Annotated in this window: 16 protein-coding genes and 1 pseudogene; 3 read left to right on the forward strand and 14 right to left on the reverse strand. The window is 63.4% G+C overall.

The features are described from left to right. Window positions 1–51 precede the first annotated feature (51 nt). Window positions 52–786 (reverse strand): SDR family NAD(P)-dependent oxidoreductase, encoded by a 735-nt coding sequence (locus P6U23_RS35435; RefSeq protein WP_407176930.1) that lies wholly within the window; start codon window positions 784–786, stop codon window positions 52–54. A gap of 191 nt (window positions 787–977) precedes the next feature. Here P6U23_RS35435 and P6U23_RS35440 point away from each other — a divergent pair, with 191 nt between their 5' ends. After that, a complete protein-coding gene (locus P6U23_RS35440) occupies window positions 978–1,871 on the forward strand; it encodes a TauD/TfdA dioxygenase family protein (protein ID WP_407176931.1) in 894 nt (297 codons plus the stop codon). Window positions 1,872–2,115: 244 nt separating this feature from the next. On the opposite strand, the gene P6U23_RS35445 is transcribed toward P6U23_RS35440, so the two are convergent. After that, window positions 2,116–2,766: a YqgE/AlgH family protein gene (locus P6U23_RS35445; RefSeq protein ID WP_407181694.1), complete on the reverse strand. Its 651-nt coding sequence runs from the start codon at window positions 2,764–2,766 to the stop codon at window positions 2,116–2,118. A 189-nt stretch (window positions 2,767–2,955) separates the two neighbouring features. On the opposite strand from P6U23_RS35445, the gene P6U23_RS35450 reads away from it, so the two are divergent. Beyond that, entirely contained in the window at window positions 2,956–3,795 is an 840-nt protein-coding gene (locus tag P6U23_RS35450; protein ID WP_407176932.1) for a protein-disulfide reductase DsbD domain-containing protein, read from the forward strand. 232 nt (window positions 3,796–4,027) lie between these two features. Further along, window positions 4,028–5,395: an oligosaccharide flippase family protein gene (locus P6U23_RS35455; protein WP_407176933.1), complete on the forward strand. Its 1,368-nt coding sequence runs from the start codon at window positions 4,028–4,030 to the stop codon at window positions 5,393–5,395. 165 nt (window positions 5,396–5,560) lie between these two features. Here P6U23_RS35455 and P6U23_RS35460 read toward each other — a convergent pair whose 3' ends face one another. From P6U23_RS35460 to P6U23_RS35515, 12 genes and pseudogenes are all read right to left on the reverse strand, one after another. After that, window positions 5,561–6,349 (reverse strand): 3-hydroxybutyrate dehydrogenase, encoded by a 789-nt coding sequence (locus P6U23_RS35460; protein ID WP_407176934.1) that lies wholly within the window; start codon window positions 6,347–6,349, stop codon window positions 5,561–5,563. A 5-nt stretch (window positions 6,350–6,354) separates the two neighbouring features. Continuing rightward, window positions 6,355–7,530 carry a DUF3734 domain-containing protein gene (locus P6U23_RS35465; RefSeq protein ID WP_407176935.1) on the reverse strand — a complete coding sequence of 392 codons (1,176 nt, stop codon included), beginning with the start codon at window positions 7,528–7,530 and terminating at the stop codon, window positions 6,355–6,357. Between the two features lie 96 nt (window positions 7,531–7,626). Further along, the gene (locus P6U23_RS35470; protein WP_407176936.1) at window positions 7,627–8,127 is read right to left on the reverse strand and encodes a CAP domain-containing protein; all 501 of its coding nucleotides are present in this window, start codon (window positions 8,125–8,127) and stop codon (window positions 7,627–7,629) included. Between the two features lie 182 nt (window positions 8,128–8,309). Continuing rightward, complete coding sequence (locus tag P6U23_RS35475; protein WP_407176937.1) at window positions 8,310–9,347, reverse strand: sulfate/molybdate ABC transporter ATP-binding protein; 1,038 nt, start codon at window positions 9,345–9,347, stop codon at window positions 8,310–8,312. Beyond that, a complete protein-coding gene (gene cysW, locus P6U23_RS35480) occupies window positions 9,344–10,261 on the reverse strand; it encodes a sulfate ABC transporter permease subunit CysW (protein WP_407176938.1) in 918 nt (305 codons plus the stop codon). Before cysW ends, P6U23_RS35475 begins: the two co-directional genes overlap by 4 nt. Before the next feature lie 8 nt (window positions 10,262–10,269). Further along, complete coding sequence (cysT, locus tag P6U23_RS35485; protein ID WP_407181695.1) at window positions 10,270–11,052, reverse strand: sulfate ABC transporter permease subunit CysT; 783 nt, start codon at window positions 11,050–11,052, stop codon at window positions 10,270–10,272. Between the two features lie 72 nt (window positions 11,053–11,124). Continuing rightward, a complete protein-coding gene (locus P6U23_RS35490) occupies window positions 11,125–12,114 on the reverse strand; it encodes a sulfate ABC transporter substrate-binding protein (RefSeq protein WP_407176939.1) in 990 nt (329 codons plus the stop codon). Window positions 12,115–12,243: 129 nt separating this feature from the next. Next, window positions 12,244–12,978: a phosphoadenylyl-sulfate reductase gene (locus tag P6U23_RS35495; protein ID WP_407176940.1), complete on the reverse strand. Its 735-nt coding sequence runs from the start codon at window positions 12,976–12,978 to the stop codon at window positions 12,244–12,246. Next, window positions 12,975–13,490, reverse strand: coding sequence for a DUF934 domain-containing protein (locus P6U23_RS35500; RefSeq protein ID WP_407176941.1), 516 nt, complete (start codon window positions 13,488–13,490; stop codon window positions 12,975–12,977). Before P6U23_RS35500 ends, P6U23_RS35495 begins: the two co-directional genes overlap by 4 nt. Then, entirely contained in the window at window positions 13,477–15,132 is a 1,656-nt protein-coding gene (locus P6U23_RS35505; protein ID WP_407176942.1) for a nitrite/sulfite reductase, read from the reverse strand. Before P6U23_RS35505 ends, P6U23_RS35500 begins: the two co-directional genes overlap by 14 nt. Window positions 15,133–15,142: 10 nt before the next feature. Continuing rightward, a complete protein-coding gene (locus P6U23_RS35510; RefSeq protein WP_024507691.1) occupies window positions 15,143–15,460 on the reverse strand; it encodes a DUF2849 domain-containing protein in 318 nt (105 codons plus the stop codon). A gap of 88 nt (window positions 15,461–15,548) precedes the next feature. Continuing rightward, a pseudogene (locus tag P6U23_RS35515) lies at window positions 15,549–16,574 on the reverse strand (SAM-dependent methyltransferase); the annotation flags it as partial. Window positions 16,575–16,965 lie beyond the last annotated feature (391 nt).

Raw genomic sequence — 16,965 nt, forward strand, 5'->3', positions numbered from 1 at the left:
GCACCTGAGGTTCGCCTCTTCGAGGCGCCCCGGAATGACGCGCCGAAAGCTTCACAGGATCAAGCCGCCATCGACCACAATCGTCTGGCCGATGATGTAAGACGCGAGCGGCGAGGCGAGAAACAGCGCGGCGCCTGCCATGTCGGCCGGCGTGCCCAGCCGCTTGAGCGGGATCCGCGACAGCGCCTCCTGAAGCCGCTTTGGATTATCCGTGGTGATCTTGGTCATCTTGGTGTCGACGAGGCCGGGCGCGATGCCGTTGACGCGAATGCCGTCTTCCGCCCAGGCTTGCGCCAGCGTCCGCGTCAATCCGAGCGCGCCGGTCTTGGAGGCGTTGTAGGCGGGATTGCCCATGGTCGCGTGAAAGGCCGCGGTCGAGCTGACGATGATTAGGGAGCCTTTGGTCGCCTGCAGCATCGGTTTGAATTTGGTCGCACACGCCATCAAGCTGATCAGATTGATCTCGAGCACCTTGCGAAAGCCCGCCATCTCGAATTCACCGCGCTGGTAGATCACCGCGCCCTGCGCCAGCACCAGCACGTCGAGGCGGTCGAAATAGGGATTGAAGCTTTCGATCGTCAGGGGATCGCTGACATCGAGCCGCGTATAGTCGATCCCCTCCAGACGCGAGCCCCCCTCCGCCGCATAGTCGGAGGCTTTCGCGCGCGTGCCGCAGACCGCAACACGCGCGCCCTTCTTTCGAAAGGCCTGCGCGATGCCGTTGCCGATGCCGCTGGAGCCGCCGACCACGAAGACTTGCTTGCCGCTGAAATCGAGCTCGTTCATCTCCTTGATCCTCCTCTAGGCGTCGTCTGCTTCTCGCCAGTTTGAGCGAAGGCCCGCGCGCAACTCAAGTCCCGGCATGACAGCCGTGTGCGGTGCACGGGCCGGGGAACGTTGACAAGGAACCGCGGCAGAGTAGCCTTTCGCGCTACGAAAGCGGGAAATCCCGCGAAAACAAAGTCAGGAGGAACGCGATGGCCATCTCGATCCGGCAGTTGCACAAGCATTTTGTCGGCGAAGTCTCCGGGCTCGATGTGCGGCAGCCTTTGACGGCGGAACAAGCGCGCGAGATCGAGGCGGCGATGGACAGATACGCCGTGCTGGTCTTTCACGGTCAGGACATCACCGACGAGCAGCAGATGGCGTTTGCGTTGAATTTCGGCGAGCGGGAGAATCCGCGCGGCGGCAACGTCACCAGGAAGGAAGACTACCGCCTCGACTCGCCCCTCAACGACGTCTCCAATTTGGGCAAGGACGGCAAGCCGCTGCCGCGCGACCATCGCGCGCACCTGTTCAATCTCGGCAATTGCCTGTGGCACTCCGACAGTTCGTTCCGCGCCATCCCCGCAAAATACTCGCTGTTGTCGGCGCGCGTGGTGAACCCGAAAGGCGGCAACACCGAATTCGCCGACATGCGCGCGGCCTATGACGCGCTCGACGACGAGACCAAGGCGGAGATCGAGGATCTCATCTGCGAACATTCGCTGATGTATTCGCGCGGCTCGCTCGGCTTCACCGATTACAGCGAGGAAGAGAAGGAGATGTTCAAGCCGGTGCTGCAGCGCCTGGTCCGCACGCATCCCGCCCATGGCCGCAAGTCGCTTTATCTATCGTCTCACGCCGGCAAGGTGGTCGGCATGAGCATGCCCGAGGGACGGCTGTTGTTGCGCGATCTGACCGAGTACGCTACGCAGCCCGAGTTCGTCTATGTCCATAAATGGTCGCTGCATGATCTCGTGATGTGGGACAACCGCCAGACCGTGCACCGCGTCCGCCGCTACGACCAGTCGCAACCACGTGACATGCGCCGCGCCACCATCGCCGGCACCGAGCCGACGGTTAAGCAGCAGCTTCAGGCGGCGGAATAGCGGCCGGTTGTCGTCCCGGCAAAGGCCCGGACTCCGTCACCGCAGGCGGTAGTAAAGCTGGAAATCCCAGCCCCAAGCTCGTCATGGCCGGGCTTGTCCCGGCCATCCCGTTTGCTCCGGCAGCAAAGGCGTAGATGCCCGGGACAAGCCCGGGCATCGTGGAGGAGAGTGGCTCGCGCCCAAACTGCTGCCTGTGGTTATGGGTCCCGGCCTCCGCCGGGATGACAACGGCATGCGTGCAAAACTACGCGTGCCCGGCTTCGTTCGAGAGCATGCCGGGATCGATGCCGATCTTGCGCAGGGCGCGGGCGTATTTTTCCTCGATGTCGTTGCCGAAGATCAGTTCGGGATCGGCATCGCAATGCAGCCAGCCGTTCTCCTGGATCTCGTTCTCGAGCTGGCCCGGCGCCCAGCCCGCATAACCAAGCGCGAGAATGGCATGCTTGGGGCCCCGGCCCTTGGCGATGGCCTTGAGGATGTCGACGGTCGCGGTCAGGCAGATGCCATCGGCGATCTTGAGCGTTGCATTCTCGATGAAGAAATCGCTGGAATGCAGCACGAAGCCGCGGCCGGTATCCACCGGCCCACCGCGCAATACCTGCATGCTCTCGGCGCTGTCGGGAAGCTTGATCTGATCCGCCTTGTTGATGATGTTGAGCTGAACCAGCAGTTCCGGAAAATCGATGCTGCCGGCGGGGCGATTGACCATGATGCCCATGGCGCCCTCGGATGAATGCGCGCACAGATAGATGACCGAGCGCTCGAAGCGGGGATCACCCATCACAGGCATCGCAATCAGGAGCTGCCCGTCAAGATAGCCACGCTTGGACGCATTATCGCCAACGCCGACACTTTCGCGGCGAACGTCGTCCGGTCCTTTGCCTTCAGGGTCCATCCGCAAGCACTCTCTCCGTGGGTTGTATCCTGATATTGGGTCGCTCTTCTGTCAATCAACCTTCCGGGCTAAACCCGAGGCGTGAATCCGCTCAAGGACCCCGTTGACTTTCGCCAGCCGGCGCGAGACCTGCGCACCTTCACAAGCAATTCAATAGTTTGCACCTGAGACAGCCTGTAAAGACGTTCCATGACCGCTATTGTTCCTAGCCGCGCTGCACTCGGCTTCGCCGCCATGATTTTGGCATCGCTCGTCGCCGTCGGAGCCCGCGCGCAGGATGCATCGCCCTGGCAAGAGGACGCTCATTCCGCAGTGCGGCTGCTGGCGGGATCGCGCAGTGGCGCGGTGCTGCTCGGCGGCATCGCCTTTCAGCTCAAGCCGGGCTGGCATACCTATTGGCGCACGCCCGGTGATTCCGGAGTACCGCCGCGCTTCGACTTCTCGAAGTCCGACAATGTCGAAGCTGTGACTGTGTTGTGGCCGGCACCGACAAAATTCGACGATGGTGCCGGCGGCACCTCGCTCGGCTATCACGATCAGGTGGTGCTGCCGCTGCGGATCGTCGCGAAGAATGCCGAGAAGCCGGTAACGCTGCGCGCCGAGATCAACTATGCGGTTTGCGAAAAGCTCTGCATCCCGGTGCAGGCCAATGCCGAACTTACCTTCAACAGCGTGGCGAGCACCGAGGATAGCGCGCTGTTCGCCGCGCTCGACACGGTTCCGAAACCCGCCAACGTCGGCGACCCCAACCCGCTGACGATCCGCGATGTCAAGCGCGAGGGACGATCGGAGGTGCTGGTCGACGTGGTGTCTCCCGACACGCGGCAGCTCGATCTCTTCGTCGAGGGGCCGACGCCGGATTGGGGCTTGCCGGTTCCGAAGCTGCTGGAGCACGGCCCGCCCGGCGTGAAGCGCTTCGCCTTTGCGCTGGAAGGCGTCCCGCCGGGCGTCAATCCGGAAGGCGCCGCGCTGAAGCTGACATTGGTCGGCGGCGACCGGGCATATGAGTTCAATATTAATTTGGACTGACGCGAAGCGTCATTCATGGATGGTGCGCCGGCACCAGACCCGGAATCTCGAGATTCTCAGGTGCGCAATTGCGCACCATAGTTCGATGCGGAGCCTGTCGGCGGGCCGCGCTTCGCGCGGCCCCGGTGGCATCGCTCCGGAATGACGGGCCTATCCAACCGTTTCTTAAGGAAGCGTTGATAGATGAGGCGGTCGCCGCCTTCGCGCGGTTATGCAACCGGATGCCCGCGCCGTGGCCTCGATCGACGCTCAACCTGCAGCAGGCGCGCAAGCCCGCCTGATCGCGCGGCTGCGGGCCGTGCTCGCGGGCGGCTCCAGCGAGGCATCGCTGACGCGACGATTGGCCGGCACCATTTTCGTCATTCGCGTCATCAGCGCAGCCCTCGCCTATCTGTCGCAAATCCTGCTGGCGCGCTGGATGGGCGGATCCGACTATGGCACCTATGTCTATGTATGGACCTGGGTGCTGCTGCTCGGCAGCATGATGGATTTCGGCATTTCCGCTTCCGCGCAAAAGATCATTCCGGAATACCGCACGAGCCACAACGATGCTCTGCTGCGCGGCTTTCTCCTCGGCAGCCGCTGGATGACCTTTGCGGCCTCCACGCTCCTTTCCGCCGCGATGGCGGGCGTGGTCACGCTGCTGTCGCCCTGGATCGAGGCGCGCGAGGTCATTCCGCTTTACATCGGCTGCCTGACGCTGCCGGCCTTCGTGGTCGCCAACACGCAGGATGGGATCGCGCGCTCGCATGACTGGATGCGGCTCGGCCTGATGCCGCAATTCATCGTTCGCCAGGCGCTCATCATCGGCCTTACCGCCGGCGCTCTTGTGCTCGGCTTTCATCTCGGCGCCAGCGCCGCCATGGCCGCAAGCGCGGGTGCGGTGTGGATCGCCATGATCGGACAGATGATCGTGCTCAACCGCCGGCTCGCGCGCCACGTGGCGCCGGGACCACGCGCTTACGATGTCCGTGCCTGGCTCGCGATCTCGCTGCCGATTCTCCTGGTCGAGAGCTTTTATCTGCTCTTGTCCTACACCGACGTGCTGGTGCTGCAGCAGTTTCGCACCCCCGAGGAGGTCGGCGTCTATTTCGCTGTGGTGAAGACGCTGGCGCTGGTTTCCTTCATTCACTACGCGATGTCGGCCACCACGGCGCATCGCTTTGCCGAATACAACGCGCTTGGCGACAAGGAACGGCTGTCGGCCTATGTCGTGCATGCGATCAACTGGACGTTCTGGCCTTCGCTGGCCGCGACCATTGTGCTGCTGGCGGCGGGCAAGCCGCTGCTATGGCTGTTCGGGCCGAAATTCGTTGTTGGCTACGACATCATGTTCGTGGCCGCCATCGGACTCGTGGTGCGCGCGGCGATCGGCCCGGTCGAGCGGCTGCTCAACATGCTCGGCCATCAGCATGTCTGCGCCGCCGCCTACGCCGCGGCCTTCGCCATGAACGTCGCGCTCTGCGTTCTGCTGGTGCCGCGCTACGGTGGCCACGGCGCCGCGGCCGCGACCTCGATCTCGCTGAGCTTTGAGACGGTCCTGCTGTTCGCGATCGTCCGCCGCCGACTCGGACTGCACGTGCTGGCGTTCGGGAGATAACCTACTTGTTCGACGGTCATCACCCGCGAAGGCGGGTGATCCAGTATTGCAGAGCAGACAGTTGCGGAAGCCGAGAAGCCGCAAAGTATTGGATGCCCCGCCGGAGCTTGTCATCGGGCGGCGCTTTGCGCCGACCCGTTGACGGGGCATGACCACCCTGACGGCTCACTCCGCGGTCCAGCCGCCGTCGATCGAGAGATTGCTGCCGGTGATTTGCGCGGCATCGTCGCTGCACAGGAACAGTGCCAGCGCGGCGACCTGCTCGACCGTGACGAACTGCTTGGTCGGCTGCGCGTCGAGCAGCACGTCATTGATGACCTGCTCGCGAGTCAGATTGCGCGCCTTCATGGTGTCGGGAATCTGCTTTTCGACCAGCGGCGTCCAGACGTAGCCCGGGCTGATGCAGTTGCAGGTGATCTTGAAAGTTGCAAGCTCGAGCGCCACGGTCTTGGTGAGGCCGGCGATGCCATGCTTGGCGGAGACGTAGGCCGACTTGAACGGCGAAGCGACCAGCGAATGGGCGGAGGCCGTGTTGATGATGCGGCCCCAGCCGCGCTTCTTCATGCCCGGAACGGCGGCGCGGATCGCATAGAAGGCCGAGGACAGGTTGATGGCGATGATCGCCTCCCATTTCTCGGGCGGAAACTCCTCGATCGGCGAGACGAACTGGATGCCGGCATTGTTGACCAGCACATCGACGGAGCCGAAGGACTTTTCCCCGAGCGCGATCATCTCGGCGATCTCGGCGGGCTTGGTCATGTCGGCCGGCGAATGCACCGCCTTGACTTTGAAATCGCTCTCGATGCTCGAGCGCTCCTTCTCGATATCGGCCGGCGCGCCCATGCCGTTCAGCACGATGTTGGCGCCTTCGGACGCGAATTTGCGCGCATAAGCGAGCCCGATGCCGCTGGTCGAACCGGTCACGACCGCGGTCTTGCCTGACAAAATACCCATTCCGCTTACTCCTTCTTGACGGGGACGCCGCTGAGGCCCCCGGTGAGATCATAGGTCACCATGGTTTCGTCGGATTGCGGCCGCTCCAACCAATCCTTGTGGCGCATCGAGAGGTGCACGTCGCGTACGCCCGCCTCCCAGTGCTCCACCATGGCGACATGCGAGAAATCATAATCCTTCGAGTTGGTCTCGTAATTCTTGCTGCGATAGATCAAGTGCACCACCGTGACGGTGTTTTCCCGCGCCGCCTTGCAAAGAATCTCGACCGACGGATCGTTCTTCAGATAATCCGGCAATTTGTCCATCAGGTCGCGCAGCGCCTTGCGCGCGTTGTGGATCTGGCGGTTCTTGTCGGTGTTCATGCGGGTGCGGCTGGAATAGCGGATGTCCTTTTCCCGCTCCGCCGCCTCAAGAAGCGTGGTCGGCAGCGGCCCGCGCGCGCTGAACAGATCGACCTGGAAGATCAGGAGATCGCGGTCGACTTCCGCATCGAGCACGTAATCGAGCGGCGTGTTGGAAGCGATGCCGCCATCCCAATAATGCTCGCCCTCGATCTCGACCGGCGGAAAGCCCGGCGGCAGCGCGCCCGAAGCCATGATGTGCTCCGGGCCGATCTTCTTGCCCATTTTGCGGAATTCGAAATTGTCGAAATAGCGGAAATTGCCCGTGGTGACGCTGACGGCGCCGACGCTCAAGCGGCATTTCAGGTCGTTGATGCGGTCGAAATCAACCAGCCGCTCCAGCGTCGTCTTCAGTGGCGTCGTGTCGTAATAGCTCACGGCCTGCAGGCTGCCCTTGGGCCACAGCGGCGCCGGAGGGATGCGCGGCGTGAAAAAGCCGGGAACGCCGAAAGTGGCGATCAGCGCCGCGCTGGTCTCGTTGAAAAACGAGCGGCTGCGCTCGCCATTACTGATCGGATGCCAGGGAACCGGCGACGCGACCATCTGCCAGAATTCCTTGAGCTTGGCGATGCGCTTCTCGCGCTCATTGCCGGCGATGATGGCCGCATTCACCGCGCCAATCGAGATGCCGGCGATCCAATCCGGCTCGAAATCGAAATGGCAGAGCGCCTGATACGCCCCGGCTTGGTATGAGCCGAGCGCACCCCCGCCCTGCAGGACCAGTACGCGCTGCGCCTTCGCAGGCGTCTCGGCCGGCATTGGATGGGCATAATCCGTCATTTTGATCGGTCAGTTGATCCGTCAGACGTGAACGAGGCTTGCACCGTGGCGTCACTTCGCCACGGCGTCAACCAGCACGACGGTCTTCTCAGATCACTATACCGCGCCCGGCTCGGCCAGAATCAATGTCCAGAACACCTTGTACTTGGTGTTGGGAGCATAGCTCGCGGCAATGCCTAATTTTGTGACACCGCCACTCAGCATGTTGGCGCGATGCGGCGGTGAGTCGCGCCAGCCGGAAAACGCCTCCGCCAGCGTGTGATAGCCGGCCGAGACATTTTCGACTGCCTTGACCGCTGCATAGCCCGCCCCATTGAGACGCTTTGCCAGCGGTGCCCTGACATCATGGTCGAGCTTGTTGGCATTCGCCATGGCGCTCGCCTGGGTCTCCGCAAGTTGCATGAGCGCGGGATCCACCACGACAGGGCCGAGCCCATTGTTCTGGCGATATTGTGAGATCATGGTGGCCGCGGCCACCGGATCGAGCTTCGCGCCCGGGGTCGCCATGTCGATATACATCGCCGGCGTTTCGACCGGCGCTTCCGCCGCGCAGCCTGCAAGCAATAAAGTTACGAGAATTGCAGCCCACGCACGCATGAAAGACCCCCAATGAGAGGGGGCGTTGTTGCATGCCAACAGTGGCTGAAAGGTGAAGATGGTCACAGTTTCCGTCATTCCGGGGCGGTCCATAGGACCGAACCCGGAATCTCGAGATTCTCAGGTGCGCAATTGCGCACCATAGTTCGATGCTGAACGCATCGCCCCGGAATGACGGAGCGCTACGCCGCAAAGATCCGATAGTGGCGCGGCTTTAGCCCGACGATATCTCCGGGCCGGAGTTCCTGGTCTCGCGGCGCGTCGATTTCGATGGCTTTATTGCCTCCCGTCAGCGCCACTTCCGCGCGCTGGACCGGGCCGAAGGTACGCACGCGAATCACCGCGCCCTGCAACAGGCCGCTGCCGGATGGCCCGACCTGCATGTCATGGCGCCGCACGAAGAGTTTTGAGGGACCTGAAACCAGGCCCTCGGCGGCAATCGCAAGCGGGCTATCGCCAAGCCGCACCTGGCCATCCGTCACCTCGACAGGCAATTCGATGGATTCGCCGATAAAGCCATGCACGAAGGCGTTTGCCGGATGGTCATAGACCTCGGTCGGCGTACCGGTCTGCTCGATCCGTCCTTTGTCCATCACCACGACGCGATTGGCGACCTCGAGCGCCTCCTCCTGGTCGTGGGTGACGAAGATCGAGGTCACGCGGATTTCCTTGTGCAACGAGCGCAGCCAGTGCCGCAGCTCCTTTCGCACCTTGGCGTCGAGCGCGCCGAAGGGCTCATCGAGCAGAAGGATGCGCGGCTCGATGGCGAGCGCGCGGGCGAGCGCGATGCGCTGGCGCTGCCCGCCGGAGAGCTGGTTCGGATAGCGATCGGCGAGCCAGTCGAGCTGCACCAGATCGAGCAATTCCTTGACGCGGGCGCGGATCGCGGCCTCGCTCTTGCGTATCCTGCGCGGCTGCACGCGCAGGCCGAACGCGACATTCTCGAACACGCTCATATGGCGGAACAGCGCGTAATGCTGGAACACAAAGCCGACATTACGCTCGCCCGCGCCGCGCGACAGCGCACTCTCGCCGTCGATGGTGACCTCGCCGGCATCGGGCCATTCCAGGCCGGCGATGATCCGAAGCAGCGTGGTCTTGCCGGAGCCGGAGGGGCCGAGCAGTGCCAGGAGCTCGCCGTCGCCGACCGTGAGATCGACATCGTCGAGCGCGACAAAGCTGCCGAACGTCTTGGTGAGATTTCTGACTTCGATGGTCACGGCGCGATGTCCTCATTGTCCAGGCGTCGTTCGAGGATGGTCTTTGCCACCAGCGTGATCAGCGCCAGCATCGCGAGCAGCGAGGCCACCGCGAAGGAAGCGACGAACTGATATTCGTTGTAGAGAATTTCGACCAGCAGCGGCATGGTGTTGGTCAGCCCGCGAATGTGTCCCGACACCACCGACACCGCGCCGAATTCACCCATGGCGCGGGCGTTACACAGCAGCACGCCATAGAGCAGGCCCCATTTGATGTTGGGCAGCGTGACGCGGAAGAACGTCTGCAGACCGGAGGCGCCGAGCGAGATTGCGGCCTCCTCTTCCTGGGTGCCCTGCTCCTGCATCAGCGGAATCAGCGCGCGCGCCACGAAGGGAAAGGTGACGAAGATGGTGGCCAGCGCGATGCCCGGCAGAGCGAACAGCACCTGAATATTGTGCTGGGCGAGCAAAGGGCCGAAAAACCCCTGGGCGCCGAACAGCAGTACGAACACCAGGCCTGAGATCACCGGGCTCACCGAGAACGGCAGATCGATCAGCGAGATCAGGAACGTCTTGCCCGGAAACTCGAACTTCGCGATTCCCCAGGCGGCGATCAGCCCGAACACCAGATTGAGACTGACCGAAACCGCGGCCACCAGCAGCGTCAGCCGGATGGCAGATAGCGCCTCCGGGTCCGATAGCGCGGCGAAATAGACGCCAACGCCTTGCGCAAAGGCTTGCGCGAAGACCACAACCAGCGGCAGCACGACGAACAGCGTCAGGAACGTGACGGCGATCGCGGTAATCGCGATGCGCACGAGCTTCGGCTCGGTGCGCGGGCTGACGTGGCCGAGCGCGGCGGCGGGCGCGTCGGCGCCGTCTTCCCTGGCGGAAGCGGCGACGCGGCCCCGTTGCAGCGTCATTTCGATGCTCATCGACCCTCTCATCCGCCGGCGCGCATTTGCGCCCAGCGTTGCAAGCGGTTCACCACAAAGATGATCGCAAATGACACCACCAGCATCACCACCGCGATCGCGGTGGCGTCCGCATAGCGGAATTCCGACAAGCGGATGACGATCAGCAGCGGCGCGATTTCCGAGACGTTCGGCAGGTTGCCGGCGATGAAGATGACGGAGCCGTATTCGCCGACCGCGCGCGCGAAGGCCAGCGCGAGCCCGGTCAACAGCGCGGGCGTCAGGCCCGGCAGGATCACCTTCGAGATGGTGTGCCAGCGGCTGGCGCCGAGGCTGGCGGCGGCCTCCTCGATCTCGGGATCGAGATCCTGCAGCACCGGCTGCACCGTGCGCACCACAAAGGGGATGCCGATGAAGATCATCGCAACGAAAATACCGACCGGCGTGAACGCGACCTTGACGCCGAGCGCCGACAGCGGCGCACCTAGCCAGCCCTTCTCCGCAAACAGCGCGGTCAGCGCGACACCGGCGACGGCCGTCGGCAAGGCAAAGGGTACATCGACGATGGCGTCGAAGATCTTGCGGCCCGGAAAGCGGTAACGCACCAGAGCCCAGACCACGATCGTGCCCATCACCAGGTTGACGAGCGCGGCAAGGAAGGCGAGGCCGAACGAGATCTTCAGCGCGCTCAGGGTGCGGCGGCTGCTGACGATGCTCCAGAACTGATCCGGGCTGAGCTCAAGCGTCTTCACGAACAGACCGGCCAAGGGAATCAGCACGATCAGGGATAGCCAGGTGAGCGTCAGCCCCATGGAAAGGCCGAACCCCGGCAGCGTGCTGCGTCGTCTGATGCCCGCGCTCACAAAGGCCCCTGCGCAAAGATTTTAGTTCTTGTAGATCTGATCGAACATCCCGCCTTCGGCGAAATGATCCTTCTGCGCCTTGGTCCAACCACCGAAAACGTCGTCGATGGTGAAGAGTTCAACCTTGGCGAACGATTTTTCGTATTGCTTGGCGATCTCCGGATCGCGTGGACGATAGGAGTTGCGTGCGGCGATTTCCTGGCCTTCCTTGGTATACCAATATTTCAGATAGGCCTCGGCCACGGCGCGCGTGCCCTTTTTGTCGGCAACGGCATCCACCACGGCAACCGGCGGCTCGGCCAGGATCGACACCTTCGGCGCGACGATCTCGAACTTGTCGGCGCCGAACTCGCGCAGCGCCAGGAAAGCTTCGTTCTCCCAGGCGAGCAACACATCGCCGACGCCACGCTCGACAAAAGTCACGGTCGCGCCGCGCGCGCCGGTATCCAGCACCGGCACGTTCTTGTAGAGATCGGCCACGAACTGCTTTGCCTTGTCCGCCGAGCCGTATGTCTTCAGGGCAAAGCCCCAGGCCGCAAGATAATTCCAGCGTGCGCCGCCGGAGGTCTTCGGGTTCGGCGTGATGACGTCGATGCCCGGCTTCACCAGGTCGTCCCAATCCTTGATGCCCTTTGGATTGCCCTTGCGCACGAGAAAAACAATGGTCGAGGTATAGGGCGAGGCGTTTTGCGGCAACCGCTTCTGCCAATCTTTGGCGAGAAGGCCCTTGGCCGCGATCGCGTCGATGTCATAGGCGAGCGCAAGCGTGACCACGTCGGCCTGAAGGCCGTCGATCACGGCGCGCGCCTGGGCGCCCGAGCCGCCGTGGGACTGCTTGATCTCCACGCTCTTGCCGGCTTCTTTCTGGTAGGCGCTCGCAAACGCCTTGTTGAACTCGGTATAAAGCTCGCGCGTCGGATCGTAGGAGACGTTGAGCAGGGTGATATCGGCTGCATGAACCGAGCCGGCCCACAACATTGCGGCGGCAGCAAACAACACGCGGCGCATCATTCTCATTCTCCATTAGCCATAACGAGAGTCGGAAGCGCGAAGATCAGCGCCCACACGACGCGCCTTGCATGCACAAGGCATCCAACCTGCAGGCCGGCGACATCGCCGGCCGAGAGCTTTCTTCACATGCTAGGCAGATTTGGTGACATGGATGCCGCACTCGGACTTGGCGCGCCCGCGCCAGCGGCCGGCGCGCGCATCTTCGCCCGCTTCGGTGCGGCTGGTGCAGGGCATGCAGCCAACCGAAAGAAAGCCGGCAGCCATCATCGGATGCTGCGGCAGGTTGGCGGTCTTGTAGATCGCCTCGATATCGGCGCGCGAGACGTTGGCGAACGGATTGAATTTCAGCCGCGCGCCGTCGTCTTCGACCACGGGGATCGCGGCACGCAGCCCGCCCTGAAACCGCTTGCGCCCGTTGAGCCAGGCGTCGAACGGCTTCAGCGCCTGCGCCAGCGGCTCCACTTTGCGGATGCGGCAGCACGCGTCCGGATTGGAAAACCAGAGATCGCCATTCGGATCTTCGCGCGACAGCGCCTCGGCCGACGGCTTGATGGAGCGAACGTCGCACAGGCCCAACGTCTGGATCAGCGTGTCGCGATAGGCGAGCGTCTCTTCGAAGATCCACCCCGTGTCCAGAAAGATCACGGGGATGGCAGGATCGACATCCGCCATCACCTTGAGCAGCGCCGCGGATTCGGTGCCGAAGGAGGACACCAGCGCGAGCTTGTCGCGTCCCACCGTCCGCACCGCTGCGGCGATGATATCCGCCGGGGAGGCATCGGCGAGGGCGCGCGCCAACTCTTCCGCCGCCGGCAGATCGCCGGCGCCCGTCTCGATTGCAAATTGTTGGTTGAGCGCGTTCATAGGCCGGCACTCTCGGAATGGCGCAATTGCAGGCGCCGGAACGGCGCCGCAAGCCGGCCGTCTCCGGTCGGCTGATAAAACACCGAGTAGCGCTTCACGGTCTGACTGAAGGCTTCCGCATCAGCCTGCTTCTTGACGTCGAAGGCATCGAAGCCGGCGCGCAGCATGAACACGAACTGGTCGCGCAGCACCTGTCCCGTGGCGCGCAATTCGCCGCGGAAGCCATAGCGCTCGCGCAACAAGCGTGCCTGGCTGTAGGCGCGGCCGTCGCGGAAGGTTGGGAACACCAGCGCCACCAGCGCGATCCGCTCGAGATGCGGGACGAGGTCGTCGAGATCGCGGTTGTTCGGCCAGATCACCCCAAGCCTGTCGGGGCGCTGCAGCAGCACTTGCGGATCGGCCAGAAACCGCGCGGCCGAAACCAGCACCGCGCCTTTCTCCGGCAGCGGCGCGTCGTCCGCGAGTTGCACGAAATCGTCCTGAGAGATTTTTCCGCTCCTAACGAGTGGCATAGACCCGCTCCCTGAATGGCTCGACCCCGAGCCGCTTCACCGTGTCGATGAAGAGCTCGTCCGGCGTTGCGCGCAGCGCGAGATAGGCTTCGACGATGTCCTCGATCACGTCGGCGACCTCGTTGTAGGGCACCGACGGACCGATCAAAGTGCCGAGCTCGGCCTTCTCGTCGGCGCGGCCGCCAATGGTGATCTGGTAGAACTCCTCGCCGTTCTTCTCCACGCCGAGAATGCCGATATGGCCGACATGGTGATGACCGCAGGCATTGATGCAGCCGGAGATGTTGATGTGCAGCCGGCCGATCAGGTCGGCGGTGTCGTGGTTGGCAAAGCGCCGCGTCAACTCCTGCGCGATCGGGATCGAGCGGGCGTTGGCGAGCGAGCAATAGTCGAGCCCCGGGCAGGCGATGATGTCCGACACGAGGTTCACGTTGGGCGTCGCGAGCCCTATTCTGTCCAGCGCCTTCCACAACGCCGGCAAATCGTGCTTGGCGACATGCGGCAGCGCCAGGTTCTGCTCATGGCCGACCCGGATTTCGCCAAACGAATATTTGTCGGCGAGATCGGCGAGCGCATCCATCTGCTCCGCGGTCGCGTCGCCGGGCGGACCGCCGACCGGCTTGAGCGAGATCGTCACGATCGAGTAGCCCTGCACCTTGTGCGGAGACACCGAATTCTTGCGCCAGCGCTCGAACAGCGGATCATGCGCGGCCTTGCGTAGCTCGTCAGGCATGTGCGGGAGCTTCGCGTAAGTGGGATAGGTAAAGCGCGAGCGGATGTCCTCGATGGTCGCCGCGTCGAGCTTCAGATCACTGTCGCGGATATGCTGCCACTCTTCCTCGACTTCTTCAGCGAATTTAGCGATGCCGAGCTCGTGCACCAGGATCTTGATGCGCGCCTTGTAGATGTTGTCGCGCCGGCCATACTGGTTGTAGACGCGCATGATCGCTTCGACATAGCTCAGGAGATCGCGGCCGTGCACGAACGGACGGATCGTCTTTGCGATGAACGGCGTGCGGCCAAGGCCGCCGCCGACCAGGACCTCGAAGCCGGTTTCGCCCTGCTCGTTCTTGTGCAGCCGCAGGCCGATGTCGTGGATCTTGATCGCGGCACGATCAGGCTCGGACGCGGTGATCGCGAATTTGAACTTGCGGGGCAGGAAGGAGAATTCCGGATGTAGCGTGGTGTATTGCCGCAAGATTTCCGACCAGATGCGGGGATCCTCGACCTCGCCGGGCGCAACGCCCGCCCACTGGTCCGAGGTCACGTTGCGCGTGTTGTTGCCGGAGGTCTGCATCGAATGAATGCCGACTTCGGCAAGGTCGGCGAGCGCATCCGGCAGATCGGCAAGCTTGATCCAGTTGAACTGGATGTTCTGCCGCGTGGTGAAGTGGCCGTAGCCGCGGTCGTAGCGCCGCGCCACATGAGCAAGCCGCCGGAGCTGCTTTGACGACAGCGTGCCGTAGGGAATGGCGACGCGGAACATATAGGCGTGCAACTGCAGATAGACGCCGTTCTGCAGCCGCAGCATCTTGAATTCGTCCTCGGTGAGCTCGCCGGAGAGGCGCCGCTTCACCTGGTCGCGGAATTCGGAGACACGCTCGTCGATCAGCGTGCGGTCGATTTCGTCATAGGCATACATGGTCAGGCTCTCACGCCGGAACCGGCAGCAGATCGATGGTGACGCCGCTCGCGCGGATCCGTTCGCGCAAGTTGCCGGGCGCAATCTTGCCGCTCTCGCCGATCTCGACCGGCGCGATATAGGCACCGACAGCGCCAAGATCGTCGGCGACGGCTTCGGCGAGCAGCGCGCGCGCTTCCGGGACCGCCCGCACCACGGCGGCATCGGCAAGGTCGGTGGACCATCCTTTGGTCGCCGTGCGGTACACCACCGTGCCATCCCAGGTGCGGTTGGCGGTGACCACGGACGGACCGGTGATCCTGATTTTCTGTTCGAGCGGAGAGGTCATTCCAGAGCTTCCCGGATTTCCTTGAGAGTCAGTTGTTGGAGGCCTTTGCCGTGCCACTGCGCGGCGGGCGCGAAAGCGCAGAAGACGAGAACGGCCGCACCTCGCCGAAATCGGCGACGACGCCCGGCACGACGAAATGAGTGACGCCGGCCTCGCGCAGCGCCGTGATAGCCTTGCCGCCGCGGCCCGGTCCGTAAACGTCGCCGGCCTTCAGCAACACCACCCGCCGTCCAGCTTTCGCGGCCGCTACGACCTGCGCGATGGCAGCATCCTGGTCTGCGCGGTTCACCGCCACGCGCGCCGCGTCGCGGCGAATGCGATCCAGAATGCCCGACGCGACGTCTTCGTCGTAGAAGACGATATCTGCATCCTGCAGCGCGCGCAGCGCCTTCACCGTCAGCAGGTCGGGATCGCCGGGGCCGGCGCCAGCCAGCGTCACGCTGCCTTCCGCCTCGCCGGAGGCTAGAGCACCGGCGAAAGCGGAGGGGTCATCGATCTCGTTGAGTGTGGCCTCCGCCTCACTATCGCGCCCGGAAAGAACAAGCGCGCCGATCTTGCCGTCGATCACCTTCTCCCAGAAACGGCGGCGCAGCAGAAATTCGGGGATCCGCTCGTGGATCGATTTGCGAAAACGACCGATGAAATTGGCGAGCTCGCCGATCCGCGACGGCAACGCCGCCTCGATGCGCTCGCGCACGCGCCGCGCCACCACCGGCGAGGCACCGCCGGTCCCGATCGCGACCACCACGTCGCCGCGATCAACGATGGCGGGAAAGATAAAGCTGGAATGCGCCAGGTCGTCCATGACATTGACCGGCAGGCCCAGTGATCTCGCCCGGGCCGACATTGCCACGCCGACGTCGCCCGCGCCCGCGCAAAAGACGGCGACGACCCCGTCGAGATCGGCCGTGAGCGGATCGCCGGTGGCGCGCTCGATCTTTGCCGCTTGCGCGCTCTCCAGGCCGCTCACATCATGCTCGCCTGATGCCGCGTACCAGCGCACCTGCGCGCCGGCGGCGGCCAGCACCCGGAGCTTGGCCTGCGCAAGCTCGCCGGAACCGATGAGAAGCACCGGTCCGGATTGCAGGTCAAGAAACACCGGCAAAAATCGCATGTGACACTCGCTTCCCCCCGGATCCTCGGGGTCGACTAGAATTGTTTTCTTTATAAGCGGCTTTCAAGCCGCACAAAGAGAAAATTTTTCTTTCTCGTTGCGGCGCAACCATAGAATTTTTGCCCCCTGAGGCCAAGCCCGGCGACACGTATCTTCTCGAAAGGAGAAGAGCACCTGCAGAGAGAAGGCATCGACCTCCCCGATGGCAGGCTCTAAGGGCTGCGCAAAGCAGCTTCCGTGCCGCTTTCGACGCTCGCAGACCGAGGGCGTACTGAGCCTGGGGCATTTTGCGCGGCCCTTCACGGCCCGCGCAGGGCGTACCTCAGGGACCGTTCGGCGAGGGATCAAGACCGTGGTGAGGCCCTTCCGCTGGCCCGGGCTTTGGGGCTAA

Origin of the sequence: Bradyrhizobium sp. STM 3562 (assembly GCF_045571435.1) — a bacterium.
Lineage (GTDB): Bacteria > Pseudomonadota > Alphaproteobacteria > Rhizobiales > Xanthobacteraceae > Bradyrhizobium.